Origin of the sequence: Oceanobacillus alkalisoli (assembly GCF_021556485.1) — a bacterium.
Lineage (GTDB): Bacteria > Bacillota > Bacilli > Bacillales > Amphibacillaceae > Oceanobacillus > Oceanobacillus alkalisoli.
Window position 1 is genome coordinate 121,434 of the sequence record NZ_JAKGBW010000001.1, and the last position, 21,201, is coordinate 142,634.

Genomic DNA, 21,201 nt, shown 5'->3' on the forward strand with positions numbered 1-21,201 from the left:
GTGTAACTAACCTCACTTTGTTATCTATTTCTGTTTAGACTGAGGAATGGTAAATGTAAAGGTTGTTCCTTGTTGTAATTTGCTATTCACGCGGATCGTACCCTGATGGGCATCAATAATATTTTTCGCGATTGCAAGTCCAAGTCCTGTTCCTTTCTTTTCTTTATTCCTTGTCCTTGACTTATCGGCTTTATAGAAGCGTTCAAAGACAAATGGTAAGTCCTCTTTCGGAATACCGCTGCCATTATCTGCGACTTCCGCAATAAATTCCTTTTCATTTGCAATTACTTTAATTTGGACATAACCTTGTTCATCCGTATGGCGAATGGCATTATCAATCAGGTTCGTAAAGACTTGTTCGACTCTGTCTAAATCAAATGTTGCCTGATCTGTTGTCACGTCCATCGACAGGTTTACTTCGACTTGATTTTCCTCAGCAACACGCTGGAACTTCTTAATGATTCGATCAATATAAGATTCCACTTGCACGGTTTCCAAGTTTAACTGGATATGCCCAGCTTCCATTCGTGCTAGATCCAGTAATTCATTAACAAGTCTGCTCATCCGTAATGATTCATCATGAATGATTGCAGCGAGTTCATTTTTTTCCTGCTTAGATTCCGCTACATCATCAACAATCGCTTCACTGTATCCTTGCAACATCGCGATTGGTGTACGCAGCTCATGGGAAACATTTGCGATAAAATCTTTCCGCAGCTTATCCAGCCTCCGTTCTTCTGTCATATCTCGAATTACAGCGACCGCGCCACGGACATAGTCTTCATCATATAATGGCGTCATCAGCATCACATAATCTCTTCCTTGCAGATGTGTTTCACGGATAACTTCCATTTCGCCTTTAATCACTTTCTCCAAAGCCTCTTTTAATTCATCCGGTAACTTTTGTTGGTTTGCATCAGGGGCAATATTTCTTTCAAAGTACCAGTCCTCAATATACTTCTCAGCAGGGGGATTAATTACAATAATATCTTCATTACGATTAAGGGTGATAACCCCATCTGCCATTGATTTCACAATACTAGCAAGTTGCTCCTTCTCTTGACTAACAGCATTAATATGAAATTTAAGCTGTCTTCCCATCCGGTTGAATTCCCTTGCCAAATCTCCAAGCTCATCATGGGTTAAAACAGGCACTTTTGTATTAAATTCTCCTTGAGTCAAGTCGGCTGCTGCTTCTCGCATTTTAATCAATGGTGACGTTATACGGGTTGAAAGAAAAACTGCAAAAAATACGGTAAACACAATAGCGAATCCTGCAGCAATTAAGATAATCTTCTGTGTTTCTGCCTTTGTCTGATTGACGACATCAAGAGATTGGTATATATAGACAGCACCATCATCGAGGAGCGGCTGACCGACGATAATCGCAGCCGTTGTATCATCTGGCAATACGATCAGTTTTTGTACTTCCCGTTCCAGCGTGATTACTTCAGAGAGCTCTGATTCATCCTGAATCCAGTCCAAATCGATTGCACTAAGTTCACTATCGCTGCTCATCGACAACCAGTAGTCCCCTGTCGGGTAAACAATTGCAATCCTGCTTGCTGGATCTTTAATCAATTCAGCCGTTTCATGAATAAAACGGCGATTATCCTGCTGATCGATAATGGTTGCAACCCTAGCAGCTGTTTCCATCATATCTTCTTCTGCCTCATTTATATAGAAGTTCTCAAAGAACTGCATTAATAGCATAAACAGAATAAATAAGACAATAAAAACGAGAAGGATAATCGTTAGTGCCAGTTTAACAACAATATTATTACGCCATACCATTATTCGTCCTCAACGACCTCAAATTTATAACCGACACCCCAGACCGTAACAATCATCTTTGCAGCCTTATTGGACACAGAACTTAACTTCTCTCTCAGCCGCTTGACATGCGTATCTACTGTACGCAAATCACCAAAGAACTCATATTGCCATACTTCTTTCAGCAAGATTTCCCGGTTATACACCTTATCAGGTGACTTAGCGAGGAAACAAAGTAATTCATACTCTTTAGGCGTCAAGTTCACTTCTTCACCATCAGCAGTAACCCGGTGCGCATCATGATCAATCGTTAGATGTGGATAAACGAGCACATCCCTAGCTGAACCATCTGCATTTGTAAAGGTAGAAGAGGTAACCCTTCTTAAAATTGCTTTTACCCGTAAAACAACTTCGCGGGGACTGAATGGCTTCACAATATAATCATCAGCACCAACTTCAAAGCCTTGTACCCGGTTAGACTCCTCTCCCTTTGCCGTTAACATAATGACTGGAGTAGACTTGTGCTTTCGTAATTCTTCACACACTTCAATCCCGTCCATCTCTGGCATCATGAGATCAAGAACAATACAGTCATAATCTTCTTCTAAAGCCATATCCAATGCTTCACGGCCATTCGCTGCTTCATCAATTTGGTAGTTTTCTCTTTCCAGGTACATTCGCACAAGACGACGAATCCTTTCTTCATCATCAACTACTAAAATTCTTACATCTGTTTCCATGAATAAATTCCCCCACAATCTCTAATCTTTGACATATTCCACTAGTCTCAATTATTACAAAAACCTTGTACACAACTCAATCTTCACACTAAAATAATTAGCTATTCCTTCGTATAACTTTTCAAAACTAACCAAAAGGAATTACTGATCACTTTCATTCAGCGTAAGTATTCTGCGCATTCTCTAGATTGGATTTCTAATCGCCGTTCAGTTGCCCGGTGGACGGATGCGCATCCTTAGGCACTGCTAGAGCTCCTCGGGCTGAGCACTAAGGGGTCTCCAGGTTCGTGCTGTTCCCGCAGGAGTCACCGTCCACCGGGCAACTGAACTGGTAGAGATGATTATTTTAAATATAAATTATTCCGTCACGATAAGGATTATACTTTTCCAGTACATTAAACAGTGATCCTAATATGGCCTTTCCTGGTAGCAGTCCAGACACCTCGAGACTCCTGCGTGAGGCCGGCTAAAAACGGTCACGTCCTGTGACCAACGCCGGCATTAGAACTTCCTGTTCGGAGGTAGGCCTGGCGAGACCCCTTAGTGCTCAGCGCGAGGAGGCTTGCCGGCCGCTTAGCAGGTGCGAGAATTAAGTACGTAATAAAAAACTCTAACAATCATTATAAACGAAACTGTAATAAATGTATAAGAAAAGAGACAAAGGCAGCCGGATTCTAAAGAAAGCGGTGCTTTTGTCTCTTTGGTTATTTCGTCATTTATTAAGCGTAAGAGTGTAATCCAGAAAGGACGAGGTTCACGACAATCAGGTTAAACATAATGATACCGAAACCTATAACAGCAAGCCAACCTGATTTCTCGCCGTGCCATCCGCGAGATAACCGCAAGTGCAGGAAGGCAGCATAGAAGAACCATGTAATAAGCGCCCATACTTCTTTCGGATCCCAGCCCCAGAATCTGCCCCAGGCGATTTGTGCCCAAATTGCAGCAAATATCAATCCTCCAAGGGTAAAGACCGGAAACCCAATGGCAACAGCACGATACATAATCTCATCAAGAAGGTCCGCTTTCACACTGCGCAGTAAAGGCTGAATTGCAGCAGCAACACGTTTTCTTAAAATAAGTACGGTAATTCCATAGATGAGTGTTCCGGTCAATAGCGACCAGATGACCGTATTAAACTTCCTGCCAGCATCTTCCCCTTGCATCCAGGACGGCGCTTCGAACAATGGCTCCACTACACCATCTGTAACGAGCACTCCATTATTCGGTGCAGCAATTGCCGGGAGGTGGTACTCTGTCTCGAAAATTTGTGTTCCATCTTGATATTCAAATGTTGCTTTATAACCCGCAACGTTAAATACAGAGGTGATAACGATAAAACCAATGACTAAAAACAATGTATACACAACGATTTCTAGCCATGTATTTCGTTTCGTCCGCTTCGTCTGGTCAATCTCTTTAATAAGATACATTAATCCGGCAACGAAACTGATAAATAAAATACCTTGTCCGATTGCAACTGTTGAAACATGAATCCAGAGCCAATAACTATTTAGTGATGGCACTAACGGAGCTACTTCTGACGGGAACATGCTCGCATAAGCAATAATTAGCATTGCAATTGGTAAGGCAAAGAGCCCTAAAAAGCCGAGTCGATAAATAAAATAGATAATAATGAATGCAAGAACCATCGCCATCCCGAGGAATGTTACAAATTCAAACATGTTTCCAAGCGGCGCATGACCACTTGCCATCCATCTTGTAAAGAAGTACGTTAGTTGTGCCAAGAATCCAAGTATTGTAATGGTGATTGCAATATTTCCTGCGACTTCTTTTTTGTTTCCTTTCTTACGTTTTTCCCGAATAGTCGCTCCGAAAAATAACGTTGCAATCAAATATAAGATAAAAGCAGCAAAAAGCATATTACCGCTCAGATTGAATAAATCCATCAAACACCCTCCTAGAGAAGTTAGCAGACCGGACAAATAAACATTCTATTTATCCAGTTCCTGTCTATCTTCAACCATTTTTATATTCGTTTGTTCAATCGCTTTCTCTATATCTTTCGATAGGCCAAACCAGTTCTTGTTCGTATGGGCAGCGAGTAATACACCATCATCTTTCGGATGGAGCCATACTCTGCGGTGTTGCCAGTACATTCCTTGAATGACGCCAATCATAAAGATAGCCGCGCCAATTCCAAAGAAAATCAATGTATGGTCCACTCGTAATGTCAATCCACTAACATAATGGGTATCGAAATCTTGTATGGCGATTTTATAATCGTTTTCCCCAGTTGCATCAATATTTCTACCGATACCAAGGAAACTTATTTCCGGTTCCGTTTCGTCCGGCGGATAGACAAGTAGGACGAATGCCGGGTTTCTCGGATAATTCGTTTCGGAAGCCGGTGTTCCATCTTCTGCTAAATAATAATCTGGATAATATTGATCAATCGCTACCCGAAAACCATTATCCAGTATGTATTCTGATTCCGGATTGAATAAATCAATAGTGAAAGAATCGATGGCAGTCTCTTCCTCATCGGCTGTTTCATGGATTTTAAAAGTCATGCTGCTGAACTCATTCTGCTGATAACCTTGTTGATAAAGCGTATAGCCGTCAAATTTTGCAGGTTTATTCATTTGAATGGATTCGGTTAAAACATGTTCAAGCTCTGGTTCAGCACCTGGTACATCCTCATTTGCATCTTTATAAATGACAGCATCCGTTTGGAAATTACTTTCCACCATTCCAGATTTTTCGATTGCATCTTTAAATCGTTCATCCTCTGGGTCATGCATATCCAGATGGAACTTTTTGTTTTCAATATAGTATTCTCCCTTTGTTCCAGGGATAACGAGTGTTTCTCCCTCTCTCACCCACACATACTCATCTGTAAACATTATTGGCGTCGTCCGTAATATTGCCGCAAGCAAAATGATGATAAGTCCAATGTGGTTGACATAAGGTCCCCACCTTGAAAACCTGCCTTTTTCAGCTAGAATATGTCCGTTCTGTTCTGTTATTCGATAACGTTGTTTCTTCAATTTTTCTTTTACTTGTTCAATCTCAGCATCACTGACTTCTTCTGTTTCACTGTACAAACGCTGTCTGTTCAAGAACGTTTCATGGCGTCGTGGTTTTTGTATCTTTAATGCTTTGTATAAAGGTATAAAACGGTCTAAACTACAAATAACTAAAGAGACACCTATTAAACCTAGTAATAGCAAATACCACCAAGCACTATACATCTCGTGGAACCCGAGTAAATAATAGATTTTACCAATAAAACCAAACTGATCTTCGTAATAGATTGCTGGATCTCTTGATATAGCGTTCTGCGGTATGAATTGCTGTTGCGGAAAAAGCGTACCAAGCGTGGAAGCGACTAGCGCAATAACGATGAGCCAGACTCCCACTTTAACAGAAGAGAAAAAACTCCAGACTTTATCGACAAATGATCTCCGGTAAGTCTGTGAACGGCGTGCAGATCCTTCATATCTCATGTTGAGCAATTTCTTCTGATCATTACCGTCGATATGCTGATTCCCTTCTATCGGCTTTCCGCATGCTTCACAGAGGACGGTTCCCTCTGGATTGATATGACCACATTCACATTTGATCTTGTTCATTTGTATCCCTCACAGTTGTCTTTACCAAATCTGGAATAAACATATTATCATGAAAAATGTCATGTAGTTAAACTGATACATTGACCAACATGTCTATTAATTTGGTGTTATTTCTTCTAAGTATCCTTCCAGCCGGTCCAATGTTAAAGCACCATTCACTACTTCCTCAATTTCCCCGTCCGGATTAATGAAGAAGGTACTAGGTATTGGCCCAACTTTATATAAATCCCTAATCTCATTATTTTTGTCATGAGGAATAGGGAATGTCAGACTATAGCGATCGATGAAGCGATCAACGACAAGTTCTGTTGTGTCCAGGCTAACAGCCAGAATCTCTACTCCTTTATCTTTATACTCTGGATAAAGCTCCTGCATATATGGCATCTCTGCTTCACACGGTTTACACCAAGTTGCCCAGAAGTTCAACATGACTCCTTTGCCTTCGTAATCACTTAAACGTACTGTATCCAAATCACTATTGTCGCTGATTTGCGTCAACTGAAAGTTTGGTGCCGGATCACCCGCACGGTAAACCGTATTATCTTTTTGCAAGTTGGATACTATGGCAAAAATAAGTGCACCAACAAGTACTGCTAAGATGACTCCTCTATAAATTAACCTGTTTCTCTTTTTTTGCTGCTTTCTCTTTTTTGCTTTTTCTATACTCATGACAATCACTCCCCGTGTATTATACCATTATAGCAATTGTTAGAATCGACAATTCTATGTCTAAACTGGTACAATTTTACTTATGTTTATTCTTTAGTTGTTTTACTTCTTTAGGAGTCAATGCTCTAGTTTCGCCGGGGACTAATCCTTCCAATGTTAAAAATCCATATTTTTCCCTTTTTAATTTCTGAACAGGGTAGCCGAGCGCTTCCATCATTCTCCGCACATGGCGATTCTTTCCTTCTACCAATGTTAATTCCAGTATCATTGTATCTTTTTTTCGATCTGCAGATAAAATGTTATATCGGACTGCCTTCAATAGGTCCCTTTCTGCCGTTACACCTTTTATCAATTTTGCCAACTCTTGTTTACTAGGAATGCCCTTCAATTTTGCAACATAAACCTTCTCCAAACCATAGCTTGGATGCATGAGCGCATTTGCAAAATCCCCATCATTCGTTAAAAGAATTAAGCCGGAACTGTCATAGTCAAGTCTTCCAACCGGGTATATTCGCTCCTCGACTTCCGGAAAAAAATCAAGGACGGTCTTTCTTCCTTTATCATCCTTTACACTTGAAATGATGCCCCTAGGCTTATATAACATATAGTACACGTGCGCTTCCTTCTCGATCGGCACACCTTCCACCTCAATTTCATCTTGAGGGGAAACTTTCGTACCCAGTTCCGTAACCACTTGATTATTTACTTTCACCTTACCATCCACAATTAATTGTTCCGCTTTCCTTCTTGAAGTAAGGCCACTTTGAGCTATAACCTTTTGTAATCTTTCCAATGCCATGCTTTTCATCATCCTAAAAAGTATTTTTTTCGATTTACCACCATAAAGTGAAACTTTATTCACATTTTGGGCTGCTCTCATGCTTAAAACTAAGGATTTTACAGACCGTTAATGCCTGATAAAACAATAATAGCGTTTAACCTAGATTAAACGCTACAAATTAGCTTATCCAAATACGATACTAACTATTATTATCGCAACAATTATACCAACCAGATCCGCTAATAGTCCAACCTTAAGTGCGTAACGCATCTTTTTTATTCCAACCGCACCAAAATAAATGGTTAGAATATACAATGTCGTATCTGTACTCCCCTGCATGGTAGAAGCCAGTCTTCCAATAAAGGAATCCGGTCCGTACGTTTGGATCAGTTCTGCTGTCATGCCAAGTGCCGCCGTACCTGAAATTGGTCTGATGAGCGCGAGGGGTAAGACTTCAGGCGGAACTCCAATAAAAGTAAGTACAGGAGTCAGCAATCCGATCAATGCACCCAGTGCTCCAGAACTTCTTAAAATCGTTATTGCCACAATCATACCTACTAAAAAAGGAAGTAAAGAAAATGCCAATTTGACACCTTCCTTCCCTCCTTCCACAAACAGTTCATAACTAGGAAGCTTTTTCCAAGAGGCCGTGATTAATACGATCAGTAAAAAACAAGGGATGATCCATACACTTATTGTCGTCATCCAACTCATCCTATTTCCTCCGTGACTCTTTATTATAGTAATAGCGATCAATTAGAACAGCACTCGTAACACCGGCAATCGATGCAATTAACGTTGTGCCGACGATTTCTGTAGGTGAGGCCGAGTTATATTGCATCCGGATAGCAATGACAGTAGTGGGAATAAGTGTCAAACTTGATGTATTGATAGCCAGAAAGGTTATCATCGACCTGGATGCAGTATCAGACTTACTTAAGTTTTTCATTTCTTGCATCGCTTTAATACCTAACGGGGTTGCAGCGTTACCTAAACCGAAAAAATTGGCAGTGAAATTGGAAAGGATATACCCCATGGCCGGATGATCCTTTGGTATCTCTGGAAAGATTTTTATAATAAGTGGACGCATCAATTTTGTAATTAGCTTAAGTACGCCTGCTGCTTCCGCTATTTTCATTACGCCCAGCCAGAAAACGAGAATGCTGATCAAACCGATCGATAGCGTAACCGCTTCATTGGCACTTTCAATGATTGCTTTATTTACCTTGTCCATCGTACCATTCAACATTGCATAAAGGATTCCGACAATCGCCATCAATGCCCAGATTAAATTCACCATGACTGGATCCCTGCCACTTTACGTAAAAATTCGGATAAAAAAGATCGAACACTGTTACCTGTCGTTTCTTTTACATCAGTCTCTTTTTCAAGACTTTCTTCCGTTAATTTTTCAAAACCCCATTCAAATAAAGCGATATGATCATTCCAGTCATTTCCAGCATCTAAAGTTACGACGATTAAAGAATGCCCATTTTCTTCTGCAGTCGTTACTAACGTTCTTCCGGTCCGTCTCGTATAACCGGTCTTCCCCCCTGTCGCCTTCGTATAGTATCCTGTCACGAGCTTATGTTTATTTTGCCAACTGTAGGAGCGGCTCTCCGATAAATAGCTTGTACTGCCGCTTATCTCTTGAAACTCTTTGTTTCTCATTGCGTCTTTCGTTAATATTGCCATATCGTAGGCACTTGAATAATGCTCCTCATTATCTAGACCATGTGGATTTGTGAAATTCGTTTGATTCATTCCTAGCCATTTCGCCTTTTCGTTCATCAAATAGACAAAGCCTTCTTCGCTCTCCCCAATATGCTCAGCAATTGCGACGGCCGCATCGTTTCCTGAGCGAAGCATCAATCCATAGACAAGGTCTTGAATTTTCATTTTTTCTCCCTGTTCAAGATAAATGGATGAGCCTTCTGTGTAAATTGCATTTCTTGAAATAATTGTCTCCTCATCCATTTTCCCGGATTCAATCGCAAGAATTGCGGTCATGATTTTCGTAATGCTCGCAATTGGTCTTGCTTCATATGCATCTTTTTCGAATAAAACGTGCCCACTCTCCGCATCCATTAAGATTGCTTGTGCAGCTGATACATCTGGGGCCGCTTGTCCATTTTCAGCCGAAAAGAAAAAAAGAAAAGCACATAGGATAAAGCCTGAGAATAATCGCATGCGAACTTGCCTCCTAGCATATTTCTTTATTTCATTCTATGCAGGAAGGTTTTCTATATATGACAAAACTGAACTTAGTCACGGCTATTCATCGCACTTAAGAGACGGTTGTTGACATCTTCCCAATTTACAACATTCCACCATGCATCAATGTAATCCGCTTTTCCCGTTTTATATTGTAAATAATACGCATGCTCCCATATATCAAGAACGAGAAGCGGAATCATGGAAACAAGTTGATTATTCTGATGCTCCTCAATCGATTCGATAACAAGCCGATGATTGACCGGATCGTATAATAAGGCAGCCCACCCTGGCCCCTGTATACTTTTTGCAACATTTGTAAATTGCTCTTTAAAATGAGCGAATGAACCAAAATCTCTATTAATTGCTTGGGCGATTTGTTTACTTGGTACCTTGGCTGAATAGGGAGTCATATTCTGCCAAAAAACCGAGTGAAGCAAGTGTCCTGAACCGTTGAAAGCTTGCTCTCGTAACCAATGCCTCAACATATCTGGTTCATGATTCTCGTAGTATATCTCTTCTTCAGCTTTATTTAATCCATCCACATAAGCCTGATGATGCACAAGGTGGTGAAGCCTCATAATTTCTTCACTAATATAAGGTTCAAGTGCATTGTAGGCGTATGGAAGCGCTGGAAGAACATGATTTGCATAATCCTGACGAACTGATTCTTTTGCAGAGGCCATTAAATGTTGTCGTAATTCTTCTCCTTGGTTTTGGATCTTTATTAGTTGATTCTGTTCCACACCAGTTTTAAGAAAAGCTTGAATTTCCTCATCCCAGCTTACCCAAGTATGTCGCATTTCCTCCGGTAATTCTTCCATTTGTATCGTTTCCTTTACATCATCACTCCACTTTTTTAGCGCTCGTAAATGCATTTTATTCATACAAAAGCCCTCCTCCAAAGTATTTTATGAAGAGGGCTGTTAATTGTGCCTATGAAACTCAAATTAATGATTCTTTAGTTCATCATTAAATCTCTCAAAAAACAAATCGACTTCTTGGTTGTTTGCATCATCTGTCGTTTCTGGAAGTGGTGGTAATTCATCAATCGAGGTTAAACCGAAATAGGTTAAGAAGTCTTTTGACGTTCTAAAAAGAATTGGACGTCCAATCGTTTCTTTTCTCCCCATTTCTTCAATCATTGAACGATTGAGTAAGGTCTGGACCGGCCCGTCACTTTTCACTCCCCTAATTTCATCAATTTCCGCTCGGGTGATTGGCTGCTGATAAGCAATAATTGCCAATGTTTCAAGTGCTGCCTGTGACAAACTTGCCGAGCGGGGAGTTTCAATAAGCTTCTTGAAATAAGAACTGTGTTCTGGTTTTGTCGTGAGATGCAATACCCCATTTGCTTCCATCAGCATCAGTCCGCGAGTTGCATGTTCATAATCCCCTTTTAACGCTTCAATAATTTGGGAAGTTGCGTCCTCCGAAATATCAAGCACCTTACTTAGTTGTTTAATCGTAACTCCTTCATCACCTGAGGCAAAAAGAAGTCCTTCCGCGACGGCTTGTAATTCTCCGTTATCCACTTTCATTCCTCCATAGCATACAAGTATAACACATCAAAATGCTTCGTTTGTTTACAATAAATTTGCCGATCTTTCATTAGCTCCAACAAGGCAAGAAAAGTGACGACAATATGGTTACGGGTGCGCTCGGGAAACAATTCATCAAACCGGACACCTTGTTTCGTTTGATTAACGATGGAAAGTACCTGATCCATCCGTTCTTCGAGTGAGATTTCCGTCCGTTGCACTGTCGTGTCGAGCGGTTCATTCCATTTTTTCCTTTCAAGCATCTTGCCGAGTGCACCGAGCATATCATAAATTGTAATATCTCCTTGCACAACAGGCGGTTTTTCCGTCAAGATTTCATCGAATCCCATCGGTGGTCGTGTAAAGGTATGAGTTGCTTCTTCTTCTTTTTTCTTTAATTTCTCAGCAGCTTCTTTGTATTTCCGATATTCAATTAAACGTTGCATGAGTTCATCACGGGGGTCTTCCATATATTCTTCCACATCATCTGTCATTTCTTGTTTCGGTAAGAGCATTTGACTTTTAATCGCGACGAGCGTAGAAGCCATTACGAGGTACTCACTTGCAATATTCAACTCTAATATTTGAAAGGTGTGGATATATTGCATATATTGTTTCGTTATCTCTGCTACAGGGATATCATAAATATCAATTTCATATTGCTTGATTAAGTGCAGTAAAAGATCAAGCGGTCCTTCAAATTGTTCTAATTTCACCTTATAAGCTTCTTGCATCATCTGCATCCTTTCTCGAAAAGAAAAAAATTATGTTATCTGCCCAAACATATTCGCTAGCAGTACATAAGCTATATCGTAAGTAAAGTCAGATTGCTCTATAACGCTGGCTTTATCACCTACGCATTACGTAAAGGAGGTTTTTAGTTATGAGTGGTAGTTACGGTGGAGGTTTTGCAGGAGGATTCGCGCTAATTGTCGTGCTGTTTATACTCTTAATTATTGTAGGGGCAGCATGGTTCTAAGTCGAATGTAGGTGATTAATCTACCCGCTTAAAATAGCAGGTATAAAAGCCAGCCCGTCTGATGGGGCTGGCTTTTATTATTCAATCGCGTCACACTTCTCATAAAACTGTCTAATCTGTTCACTTGGATAAACAATATATTTCTCACTATATATTTCTTTCGCTTCTTGAATCAATGTTTTTCCGAGTCCTAGATTCCGGTGGGAAGGGTTGACGGACAAATCTTGAATAACTGCGTGCATTCCATCTTCCACACGAATGCCTACTGCACCTAGGATGTCATCTTCCTCATTTTTCCATAAATACAAATGCCAATCCGGATTCGTTTCATACTCTTTTATATGTTGCTGCAGCTTTTTTACATCCCGCTTGTCATCAGGCATAAAGGATAATAAGCCCATAGCAATTTTTTCCATATTTTTCTTATAGCGAATCAACATATCAATCCCTCATTAATTAACTTAAACTCATCTTAAGTTCTTTCAACAATGAATCATTCAACTAAAAGCATATATATATTTATGGCATTTTAATGCTAGTTTGTCAAATAAAAATCATATATGAAAAAGGAATGAACCTTGGTAATCGATTTATTACTCAGCCGATACCCGTACTTCTTTCATGGCATCACCATTTTGCATATTGCGTGCAATTTCTAGTCCGGAAGTGATTTTTCCGAAAACGGTATGAACTCCGTCTAGATGTGGCTGCGCTTCATGAACAAGGAAAAATTGGCTCGAGCCTGTATCTTTACCAGCATGCGCCATCGATAATGCGCCGGCTTCATGCTTGTGCGGATTACCTTCTGTCTCACACTTAATCGTCTTCCCACTGCCGCCAGCACCAGTTCCTGTCGGGTCTCCTCCTTGGCTTACGAAACCAGGAATCACGCGGTGGAAAGTCACCCCATCATAAAATCCTGAGTTTGCAAGATCTTCAAAGTTTTTAACCGTGTTCGGTGCAGCCTCTGGGAAGAATTCCATTTCAATTTTTTCTCCATTTTCCATTAGTATATAGCCTGTTTTAGCCATGCAAAACGCTCCTTTTATGTTTAATTCATATTCCAATATAGTTTACCATTTTCGATTATTAATGAAAAGAAATGACACATCATTCATAAGATAAATCATTTTTTACAATGTCTTCTACACTCTCTCTTCTTACGACTTGCTTATCGATCCCATTTTCTACAAAAACTACTGCTGGTCTCCTAAAGCGATTATAGTTGCTTGCCATGGCAAAACCATAAGCACCAGTTGCAAAGACAGCAAGGACGTCACCTGGCTCTGCTTCCGGAAGTGGAAGATCCCAAATAAGCATATCTCCAGATTCACACGCTTTTCCAGCAATGGATACGGTATCTACCGGGTCTTCTGTTGCCCTATTCGCGAGAACGGCTTCATATTTTGCTTCATAAAGAGCTGGTCGAATATTGTCAGCCATCCCGCCGTCTACAGATATATAATTTCTAATATCGGGGATCTGTTTGGACGAACCAATCGTATATAACGATACACCAGCATTACCAACAATCGAACGTCCCGGTTCAATCCAGATCTCCGGCATGGCAATATTTAAACGATCACTGTTTTTCTTAACAGCTGCAGCGATTTTTTCTGCATAAATAGGATACGCTAACGGTTCGTCTTCTTCCGTGTACCGAATTCCATATCCTCCGCCGAGATTTAACACTTCAGGGACAAACCCTGTCTGATCCAGCCACTTTTCCAATTGATTGAATAATAGATTAACAGCAACCATAAAGCCATCGGTTTCAAAAATTTGGGAACCAATATGGCAGTGCAGACCTTTCAAGTGAATATGTTCGTGGTTATGTAAAAGTCGAAATGCTTCATCCACTTGGCCATTAACGAGGTTAAAGCCAAATTTAGAATCTTCATTTCCAGTCATGATGTATTGGTGAGTGTTGGACTCAATACCTGGCGTTACCCGGATTAATACATCGATTGTCTTATTCTCAGCTTGAAGTATTTCTTCGAGTAATTGAATTTCATATAAATTATCTATAACGATACAGCCGATATTTTGGTCGACAGCCATTTTTATTTCTTCTCTGCTTTTATTATTGCCGTGTAAGTGGATTCGCTCTGTAGGAAAATCTGCTTGAAGTGCTGTATACAGTTCTCCTTCCGAAACGACATCAAGACATAAGCCTTCCTGTTTAGCAACTTGAACCATTGCAATACTGGAAAAAGCTTTACTCGCGTATGCAACTTTAGCTTGTACATTCAAATCTTTAAAAGCCTGTACGAAACTTCGAGCATTTTTACGGATAATCCCTACATCGTATACATATAAAGGTGTTCCATATTTTTCAGCAAGTGTCAAACTGTCGACACCGCCGATCATTAAGTGTCCTTTATCATTAACTTCAAATGGATGGTGGTCAATTATCATTTTCGTTTCCCCCCGTACGCTATATTGTAAAATGATACATAACTTTATCATATTAAAGAGGAAAACAAAAGAACAATGCCTTAAAAATTTATATCGATACATTATCACTTTCATTCAGCGTAAGTATTTTGCGCATTCTCTAGACTGGAGTTCTAATCGCCGTTCAGTTGCCCGGTGTGGATGCGCATCCTTAGGCACTGCTAGAGCTCCTCGGGCTAAGCACTAAGGGGTCTCCAGGCTCGTGCTGTTCCCGCAGGAGTCACCGTCCACCGGGCAACTGAACTGGTAGAGATTATTATTATTAGCATTTATACCGGTGCCATATTACGATAAAAATAATACTTTTGGAATAATAAACAGTGATCTAAATTCGGCCTTTGCTGATAGCAGTCCAGACACCTCGAGACTCCTGCGGGAGGACAGCTAAAAACGGTCACGTTCTGTGACCAACGCCGGCATTAGAACTTCCTGTTCGGAGGTAGGCCTGCGAGACCCCTTAGTGCTCAGCGCCAGGAGGCTTGCCGGCCGCTCAGCAGGTGCGAGAGGTGTCTGGACTGCGGACCTCCAGTAGAAAGTTTCCGAGTTTGGCACACTTACGCTGAATGAAAGAGAACGTTTATTTGTCGTTCCCTTTGCCTTTTTCTACAGGTTGACGATAAATATTTTTCGGATGGACAATACTTGGCCTTCTATTGGAGTACGGAACAGGAATCCGAAAGATGATGTGGAGCAATGCACTTGGGTTATATGGGATGAATGGCCAGAAATATGGTGTCTTTAATGACTTTTGATTTACTAAATATAGAACAGTTAATGTAAAACCAATCATTAGCCCATTAACTCCAAATAACGCTGTCAGCAGAATCAAGAAATATTTTAATATTTTATTTGCCGTACCCAGCTCATAGCTCGGCGTCACATATGAACCAATCGCAGCGATCGAGACGTATAGAATGACTTCCGGACTGAATAATCCTACATCAATTGCAATCTGTCCAATTAACACCGCAGCGATCAATCCCATTGCAGTCGAGAGTGGTGTTGGTGTATGGACCGCTGCCATTCGTAATAATTCAATTCCCAAGTCGGCTAGAATGATCTGAATGATGATTGGAATATTCCCATCTTCATTTGGTCCTATAAAAGACAGGTCTTTCGGTAAAAGGCTTGGATCTGCAACAAATAATAACCAGAGTGGAAGCAGATATATTGAAACAAGTACCGCTAAAAAACGAATCCACCTGATAAACGTACCAAATATCGGTGACTGTCTGTATTCTTCCGCATGTTGCAAGTGATGAAAATAAGTCGTCGGAAAAATAATCACACTCGGTGAAGAGTCAACAATAACTAGCACATGGCCTTCCAATAAATGGTTAGCTGCAACATCAGGTCGCTCCGTATAACGGACTAAAGGAAAAGTATTCCATTTCCTTTCAACGATAAATTCTTCCAACGACTTATCAGCCATGGATAGCCCATCAACTTCCACTGATTCGATTCGACTCTTAACTAAATCAACAAGTCCATCACTTGCAATATCTTGAATATAACTGACACAGACATCTGTTTTCGAACGCTCTCCGACTTTCATCATTTCATTACGTAAGCGAGCGTCACGCAACCTTCTTCTCGTTAAAGCTGTATTTTCTACAACATTCTCCGTATAACCATCCCGGGAACCTCGAATAATTTGCTCCGTATCCGGCTCTTCCGGTGTCCGTCCAGGGTAATGTCTTATATCAACGGTGAAAGCCTCGTCATATCCATCTAAAAACAGAACTACGAGACCGGAAAGCAGTTCGTCAACTGCTTCATCCAATGTTTCTAACTTTACAAGCTGTTGATGCAGCAAGCGGTTTGTAAGAATTTCAGGTAGTTTCTTTTTCTCCCGTTCATATTCATTCAAGTGAACGAGCTCTTTTAGTAATTCCTGAATGATACTTGAATCACATAGACCGTTAACGGAATAAAGCTGAATCCGGCGTTCGAGTACAATAATTTCTCGAAAATCAACATCATAAGAAACGCCTACTCCGAGCCTTTCTCTCAAATATTCTTCATTTTTCTTCAAATCATGAAATACTTTTGTTTTTACTTCCATTCTCTTCACTCCGAACTCAAGTTTCGTAACAATCTAAACGGTAACAAAATACAACCATTGAAAAAGCGAGCCGATAATTTTACCGAACATAATCGCCATCAATAGCCAAAGTAAGAAACCGTCCACTCTTACCCGTTTCAATAAAATAGGGATTACATTCAATATTTCGGTAAGTGCCGCTGCAAGTAATCCATTGAAAATCCCATGCAATAGACCTAAAAACACAAGCAGGATAACGGGCTCCTGCCAACTTCCATCAAAAAAGGTAAGGAAAGTGCCAAACAATAATCCAGATATAATACTTGCGGTATATATTTTAAGAAAAGACGCGGTCTTACTTAACTGAATGAGACGCGGGATAATCTTCAGCACTGTAATAAAAGCTACAAAACCTGCACCGACTGTAATACCACTGCCAAAACCGATGAACGCTTGTATAATATTCAAACTAACTTCTGTCATCGAGCTCATTCTCATGTATGACTAAATATTGATCGAGTTCAGTTTGGTAGTTAGAGATTTCTATCTCAAGCGGGCTTGGTTCTTCATTGAAACGTTTATTGAACCAGTGATTAAAAAACAATAACGTTCCGAGTCCCAATCCAAGTGAATAAGGAATCTGAATCCATAACGGAAACTCGTTTTCTTCACCGGTTAAGATGAAATGGAGTCGCTGCTGAACTTCTTGCATGCTCACATCATAATGAAAGTTCATGATTGTCATCGCCGTACCAACAAATAAAAGCAGCCAGATTAAACATGCGATGAATAAATTCGCTTTTCTTCTTTTCTTTTCAATCCGGATAACGGTTTGTTCCGGCCCAACCGTTTCTATCTCCCACTTAGGAAATTCTTTTGTAAGTTCCTTAATGATGAGAAATACGTCAATTACAAGGATGTTAAGATCTGCATCCCGGATACGGTAGATTGGTTTATTTTCAAAAATTTCTTTGATTTCTATTGGAGCAGCGATATGAGCGATATCATTTAGAAGCAGCTGTTTATTTTCGCTTACGCTAACATTTCGCTTCATTCGCAAATAGACCGTTCGCGTCATACCATCACCGACCTTTACCAAGCATTTTGCTTAGTATGCGTATTTTCGATGATTTTTATCCAAAATACATAAAGTAAACCTTCATTCAGTGGGGATATTACAGACCGCTAATGCGTGAGAAATAGATTGCGTAAGTTCTTACTACTAGGTTTTTCTACAAGAAACACCCCCAGCAAGGGGGATGAAATCCTTACCGGGGGTATTTCTAGATTCCTAAGTATTCTTTTATCTCTTGCAAGAGTTTCTTTTCGATTCGTGAGACTTGAACCTGAGAAATTCCTAGACGTTCTGCAACTTCCGTCTGGGTCTGGTCTTTATAATATCGCAAATATACAATCAATCGCTCTCTTTCATCTAGATGCTGAATTGCTTCTTCCAACGAAATTTTCTCAAACCATTTCGTATCTTCCGTTGAAATCTGATCAAGTAATGTAATCGGATCACCATCATTTTCGAAAACCGTTTCATGAATGGATTGTGGTGTCCTTGCTGCTTCTTCAGCATGGACGACTTCTTCTACTGTAAGGTCCAACTCATTCGCAAGTTCACTGACAGAAGGTGACCTGCCAAGCTCTTTCGTCAGGACATCCTTTGCTCTGCGAATTTTATTTCCTGTCTCCTTTAAGGTCCGGCTTACTTTTACACTTCCATCATCCCGAATGAACCGCTGAATTTCTCCAATAATCATCGGTACAGCATAGGTGGAAAAGCGGACGTCATAGGATAAATCAAATTTATCGATTGACTTGATTAATCCGATACTACCAATTTGAAATAAATCATCCGGATCGTATCCCCGGTTGATAAAGCGTTGGACGACTGACCAGACAAGCCGAACATTTTGCTCCACCAAGAAATCCCTGGCTTCTTTATTGCCATTTTGGCTTTGGTATAGGAGTTCTTTAACTTCTTCATTTGTAAGCTTGTGCTTATTTGATTTTGGTTTTGTATTAAGATCCATTGGCTCTCATCCTAATTGTAAACCGTTTTATTATTTATTAATTGCTTTGACATCTCCACCGTTGTACCTTCGCCAAGTCGAGATATAATTTCTATTTTATCCATAAAATTTTCCATAATAGTAAAGCCCATACCTGAACGCTCCAATTCCGGCTTAGAAGTATAGAGCGGTTCCCGGGCCTCCTCAATATCGGCAATGCCTAACCCCTTGTCTTCGATTCTCAGTTTTATTTCATTATCCTCTATTGAACAAAATATTTTAATGAAATGATGAGGTTCATTCTGGTATCCATGAATAATTGCATTGGTTACTGCTTCTGAAACAACAGTTTTCATTTCCGTCATTTCGTCAACCGTCGGATCTAATGGAGCGATGAATGCCGCAACAGCAACTCTCGCAAAGGCTTCATTCTCACTGACACTTAAAAATTCAAGCTGCATACTATTTTTCATGATGCCACCCCCAAAGTTTCCAAAGCATATTCCTCATTTTCAGCAAGACGGATGATTTTAAATAAACCGGCCATTTCAAACAAACGATTAATTGGCGGCGTGACAGAACAGACGACCATTTCACCACCAAGCTGCAACACTTCTTTATATCGGCCTAAAATGACACCTAAACCCGAACTGTCCATGAATGAGATTCCATCCAAGTTTAAAATCACATGTTTTACAGAGTGATTATAAAGCATGTCCTTCCATTCTTTACGGAGTGTTTCAGCCGTATGGTGATCTAGTTCTCCCGTCAGTCTGACAATTAGTACATCCTCCTTCACGGAAAATAAGGATTGTAATCCCACATTAATCTCCTCCTCTTTTATTCCTTAATCTATGTTTCTTTATTGCTCCCTTGAATTCCTGCATCATGACAAAACTAGTTGATATTCCCGCTTAATCGACACTTATTCAAAAACAGTCACTTCCTGAAGAGAACGTTTTAGTAATGTGAAGAAAGATGCCTTATGAACCGAGCGTTCCACAGTCAATGGCGCTTCGATTATAATTTCTTCGCCGTTTTTAATGAAAAGGGTACCGACCTTGTCTCCTTGTTCAATTGGAAGGTCGATTTCTTCCATTAATTCATACTCTGTTGTTAAATCTTCAAGCTTTTGTCCTTTTGTATGAATTGTGCTTATCGGAGAGGCGGTGATGATGTTTGTTTTTTTCCTATCACCTTTTAACGTAGATATCTCTGTAACGACATCTCCCTTGTCATAAAGCTTTTCCGTTTCATATTGGTTAAATGCATAATCGAGCATGGATGAAACTGCAGCATTTCTTGCTTTTGAGTTCTCATAACCTAAAACAACAGCAATAACTCGCATATCATCTTTTTTAGCTGTCGCAGCCAGACAGTATTTTGCTTCGCTTGTGTAACCAGTTTTCAATCCATCAACTTCAGGATAAAATCGGACGAGTTTATTTGTATTGACAAGCCAGAATTCCTTGTCGGTATCTTTCCGTAAGTAATCCTCATAAATGGAGGTGAATTCTGTGATTTTTTCGTATTTTAACAATTCACGTGACATCATCGCCATATCATAAGCGGTGCTATAGTGGTCTTCTGCTGGTAAACCAGATGTATTTTGGAAATTTGTATTCTCAAGACCTAATGATTTCGCCTTTTCATTCATTGCTTTCACAAATGCTTGCTCACTTCCAGCAATCCGTTCAGCAAGCGCTACACTAGCATCATTAGCTGAAGCTACTGCTACACCTTTTAAGAGGTCTGTAACGGACATTTCCTCCCCTGCTTCAAGAAATATTTGCGAGCCGCCCATGGACGCAGCATTTTCACTTACACGGATCTTCTCATCAAGTGATAATGTTCCTTCGTCGATAGCTTCCATGATTAATAATAGAGTCATGATTTTTGTCATGCTTGCCGGTGGTAACTTTTCATGGGGATTCCTATCAAATAAAATCGTACCGGTATCCTGTTCAATCAATATCGCGGATTTTGCATCCTCGGCAAGTTCCAGCTCATTCTCCGCATCAGAAGCTGCATCTACCCCTGCTAATGGAGTGAAACTAGCAAATAGTAAAAATGAGATAACAGTTAGAAGAATACTGCTCTTATTCATAGATTTACCTCCAAATTTTAGTATGGAACTAGGATGCCCAATTTAGAGGTTTTTTATACAGAACAAAGGTGGAAGCGCCCGTTTAGCAACGTACAAACTGTGCCTCCCAGGATGGGAGGTAGTTCGATGTTGCCCCAGGAAGGGGCGAACTTAATCGAACCTCTTTTTTACCGGAAGGGAGAAAAAGGAAACTCAGGCGACGATAGTGAGTTGATGTTGACTTCCACCACAAGGGTATAAGTGCGACTAAGCCTCTGGCTGAAGCCAATCGGCCGAGTCTTC

23 protein-coding genes are annotated in these 21,201 nt (G+C 40.3%); 1 reads left to right on the top strand and 22 read right to left on the bottom strand.

All coding sequences use genetic code 11. The features are described 5' to 3' along the window. Nucleotides 1-24: 24 nt before the first annotated feature. The 12 genes from LZD48_RS00720 to LZD48_RS00775 form a co-directional block, all read right to left on the bottom strand. The gene (locus LZD48_RS00720) at nucleotides 25-1,794 is read right to left on the bottom strand and encodes an ATP-binding protein (protein WP_235760817.1); all 1,770 of its coding nucleotides are present in this window, start codon (nucleotides 1,792-1,794) and stop codon (nucleotides 25-27) included. Further along, complete coding sequence (locus LZD48_RS00725; protein WP_235760818.1) at nucleotides 1,794-2,513, bottom strand: response regulator transcription factor; 720 nt, start codon at nucleotides 2,511-2,513, stop codon at nucleotides 1,794-1,796. The genes LZD48_RS00720 and LZD48_RS00725 overlap by 1 nt, the downstream gene beginning before the upstream one ends. Nucleotides 2,514-3,232: 719 nt before the next feature. Continuing rightward, nucleotides 3,233-4,423 carry a c-type cytochrome biogenesis protein CcsB gene (gene ccsB / locus LZD48_RS00730; protein WP_235760819.1) on the bottom strand — a complete coding sequence of 397 codons (1,191 nt, stop codon included), beginning with the start codon at nucleotides 4,421-4,423 and terminating at the stop codon, nucleotides 3,233-3,235. 45 nt (nucleotides 4,424-4,468) lie between these two features. Further along, on the bottom strand, nucleotides 4,469-6,109 hold the full coding sequence (gene resB, locus LZD48_RS00735; protein ID WP_235760820.1) for a cytochrome c biogenesis protein ResB: 1,641 nt from the start codon (nucleotides 6,107-6,109) through the stop codon (nucleotides 4,469-4,471). 96 nt (nucleotides 6,110-6,205) lie between these two features. Then, nucleotides 6,206-6,778, bottom strand: a complete 573-nt coding sequence (gene resA / locus LZD48_RS00740) for a thiol-disulfide oxidoreductase ResA (protein ID WP_235760821.1) — start codon at nucleotides 6,776-6,778, stop codon at nucleotides 6,206-6,208. Between the two features lie 76 nt (nucleotides 6,779-6,854). Then, complete coding sequence (locus tag LZD48_RS00745) at nucleotides 6,855-7,577, bottom strand: pseudouridine synthase (protein WP_305082617.1); 723 nt, start codon at nucleotides 7,575-7,577, stop codon at nucleotides 6,855-6,857. Nucleotides 7,578-7,742: 165 nt separating this feature from the next. Continuing rightward, on the bottom strand, nucleotides 7,743-8,273 hold the full coding sequence (locus tag LZD48_RS00750; RefSeq protein ID WP_235760822.1) for a spore maturation protein: 531 nt from the start codon (nucleotides 8,271-8,273) through the stop codon (nucleotides 7,743-7,745). Nucleotide 8,274: 1 nt separating this feature from the next. Then, on the bottom strand, nucleotides 8,275-8,859 hold the full coding sequence (locus tag LZD48_RS00755) for a nucleoside recognition domain-containing protein (protein WP_235760823.1): 585 nt from the start codon (nucleotides 8,857-8,859) through the stop codon (nucleotides 8,275-8,277). Continuing rightward, entirely contained in the window at nucleotides 8,853-9,749 is an 897-nt protein-coding gene (locus LZD48_RS00760; RefSeq protein ID WP_235760824.1) for a D-alanyl-D-alanine carboxypeptidase family protein, read from the bottom strand. The genes LZD48_RS00755 and LZD48_RS00760 overlap by 7 nt, the downstream gene beginning before the upstream one ends. Before the next feature lie 74 nt (nucleotides 9,750-9,823). Then, nucleotides 9,824-10,660, bottom strand: coding sequence for a superoxide dismutase (locus LZD48_RS00765; RefSeq protein WP_235760825.1), 837 nt, complete (start codon nucleotides 10,658-10,660; stop codon nucleotides 9,824-9,826). Nucleotides 10,661-10,723: 63 nt separating this feature from the next. Next, nucleotides 10,724-11,308, bottom strand: a complete 585-nt coding sequence (gene scpB, locus LZD48_RS00770) for an SMC-Scp complex subunit ScpB (RefSeq protein ID WP_235760826.1) — start codon at nucleotides 11,306-11,308, stop codon at nucleotides 10,724-10,726. A gap of 2 nt (nucleotides 11,309-11,310) precedes the next feature. Continuing rightward, nucleotides 11,311-12,048, bottom strand: a complete 738-nt coding sequence (locus LZD48_RS00775) for a segregation/condensation protein A (RefSeq protein WP_235760827.1) — start codon at nucleotides 12,046-12,048, stop codon at nucleotides 11,311-11,313. 149 nt (nucleotides 12,049-12,197) lie between these two features. Between LZD48_RS00775 and LZD48_RS00780 the strand changes: the two genes are divergently transcribed. Further along, a complete protein-coding gene (locus tag LZD48_RS00780; RefSeq protein ID WP_235760828.1) occupies nucleotides 12,198-12,293 on the top strand; it encodes a YjcZ family sporulation protein in 96 nt (31 codons plus the stop codon). 77 nt (nucleotides 12,294-12,370) lie between these two features. Here the strand turns inward: LZD48_RS00780 and LZD48_RS00785 are convergent, their stop codons facing one another. The 10 genes from LZD48_RS00785 to LZD48_RS00830 all read right to left on the bottom strand — a co-directional run bounded on the left by LZD48_RS00785 (nucleotide 12,371) and on the right by LZD48_RS00830 (nucleotide 20,919). Further along, nucleotides 12,371-12,733, bottom strand: a complete 363-nt coding sequence (locus tag LZD48_RS00785; RefSeq protein WP_235760829.1) for a GNAT family N-acetyltransferase — start codon at nucleotides 12,731-12,733, stop codon at nucleotides 12,371-12,373. A gap of 153 nt (nucleotides 12,734-12,886) precedes the next feature. Next, a complete protein-coding gene (locus LZD48_RS00790) occupies nucleotides 12,887-13,324 on the bottom strand; it encodes a peptidylprolyl isomerase (protein WP_235760830.1) in 438 nt (145 codons plus the stop codon). A gap of 79 nt (nucleotides 13,325-13,403) precedes the next feature. Next, on the bottom strand, nucleotides 13,404-14,711 hold the full coding sequence (gene lysA, locus LZD48_RS00795; RefSeq protein WP_235760831.1) for a diaminopimelate decarboxylase: 1,308 nt from the start codon (nucleotides 14,709-14,711) through the stop codon (nucleotides 13,404-13,406). A gap of 616 nt (nucleotides 14,712-15,327) precedes the next feature. After that, on the bottom strand, nucleotides 15,328-16,815 hold the full coding sequence (locus LZD48_RS00800; RefSeq protein WP_235760832.1) for a spore germination protein: 1,488 nt from the start codon (nucleotides 16,813-16,815) through the stop codon (nucleotides 15,328-15,330). A gap of 33 nt (nucleotides 16,816-16,848) precedes the next feature. Continuing rightward, nucleotides 16,849-17,277 carry a stage V sporulation protein AB gene (locus tag LZD48_RS00805; protein WP_235760833.1) on the bottom strand — a complete coding sequence of 143 codons (429 nt, stop codon included), beginning with the start codon at nucleotides 17,275-17,277 and terminating at the stop codon, nucleotides 16,849-16,851. Continuing rightward, the gene (locus LZD48_RS00810; protein ID WP_235760834.1) at nucleotides 17,264-17,872 is read right to left on the bottom strand and encodes a stage V sporulation protein AA; all 609 of its coding nucleotides are present in this window, start codon (nucleotides 17,870-17,872) and stop codon (nucleotides 17,264-17,266) included. Before LZD48_RS00810 ends, LZD48_RS00805 begins: the two co-directional genes overlap by 14 nt. A gap of 205 nt (nucleotides 17,873-18,077) precedes the next feature. Continuing rightward, the gene (sigF, locus tag LZD48_RS00815; RefSeq protein ID WP_235760835.1) at nucleotides 18,078-18,833 is read right to left on the bottom strand and encodes an RNA polymerase sporulation sigma factor SigF; all 756 of its coding nucleotides are present in this window, start codon (nucleotides 18,831-18,833) and stop codon (nucleotides 18,078-18,080) included. Between the two features lie 11 nt (nucleotides 18,834-18,844). Continuing rightward, complete coding sequence (gene spoIIAB / locus LZD48_RS00820; RefSeq protein ID WP_235760836.1) at nucleotides 18,845-19,285, bottom strand: anti-sigma F factor; 441 nt, start codon at nucleotides 19,283-19,285, stop codon at nucleotides 18,845-18,847. Then, nucleotides 19,282-19,635 (bottom strand): anti-sigma F factor antagonist, encoded by a 354-nt coding sequence (spoIIAA, locus tag LZD48_RS00825; RefSeq protein WP_438822735.1) that lies wholly within the window; start codon nucleotides 19,633-19,635, stop codon nucleotides 19,282-19,284. The genes spoIIAB and spoIIAA overlap by 4 nt, the downstream gene beginning before the upstream one ends. A gap of 102 nt (nucleotides 19,636-19,737) precedes the next feature. Then, complete coding sequence (locus tag LZD48_RS00830; RefSeq protein WP_235760837.1) at nucleotides 19,738-20,919, bottom strand: D-alanyl-D-alanine carboxypeptidase family protein; 1,182 nt, start codon at nucleotides 20,917-20,919, stop codon at nucleotides 19,738-19,740. Nucleotides 20,920-21,201: the final 282 nt, after the last annotated feature.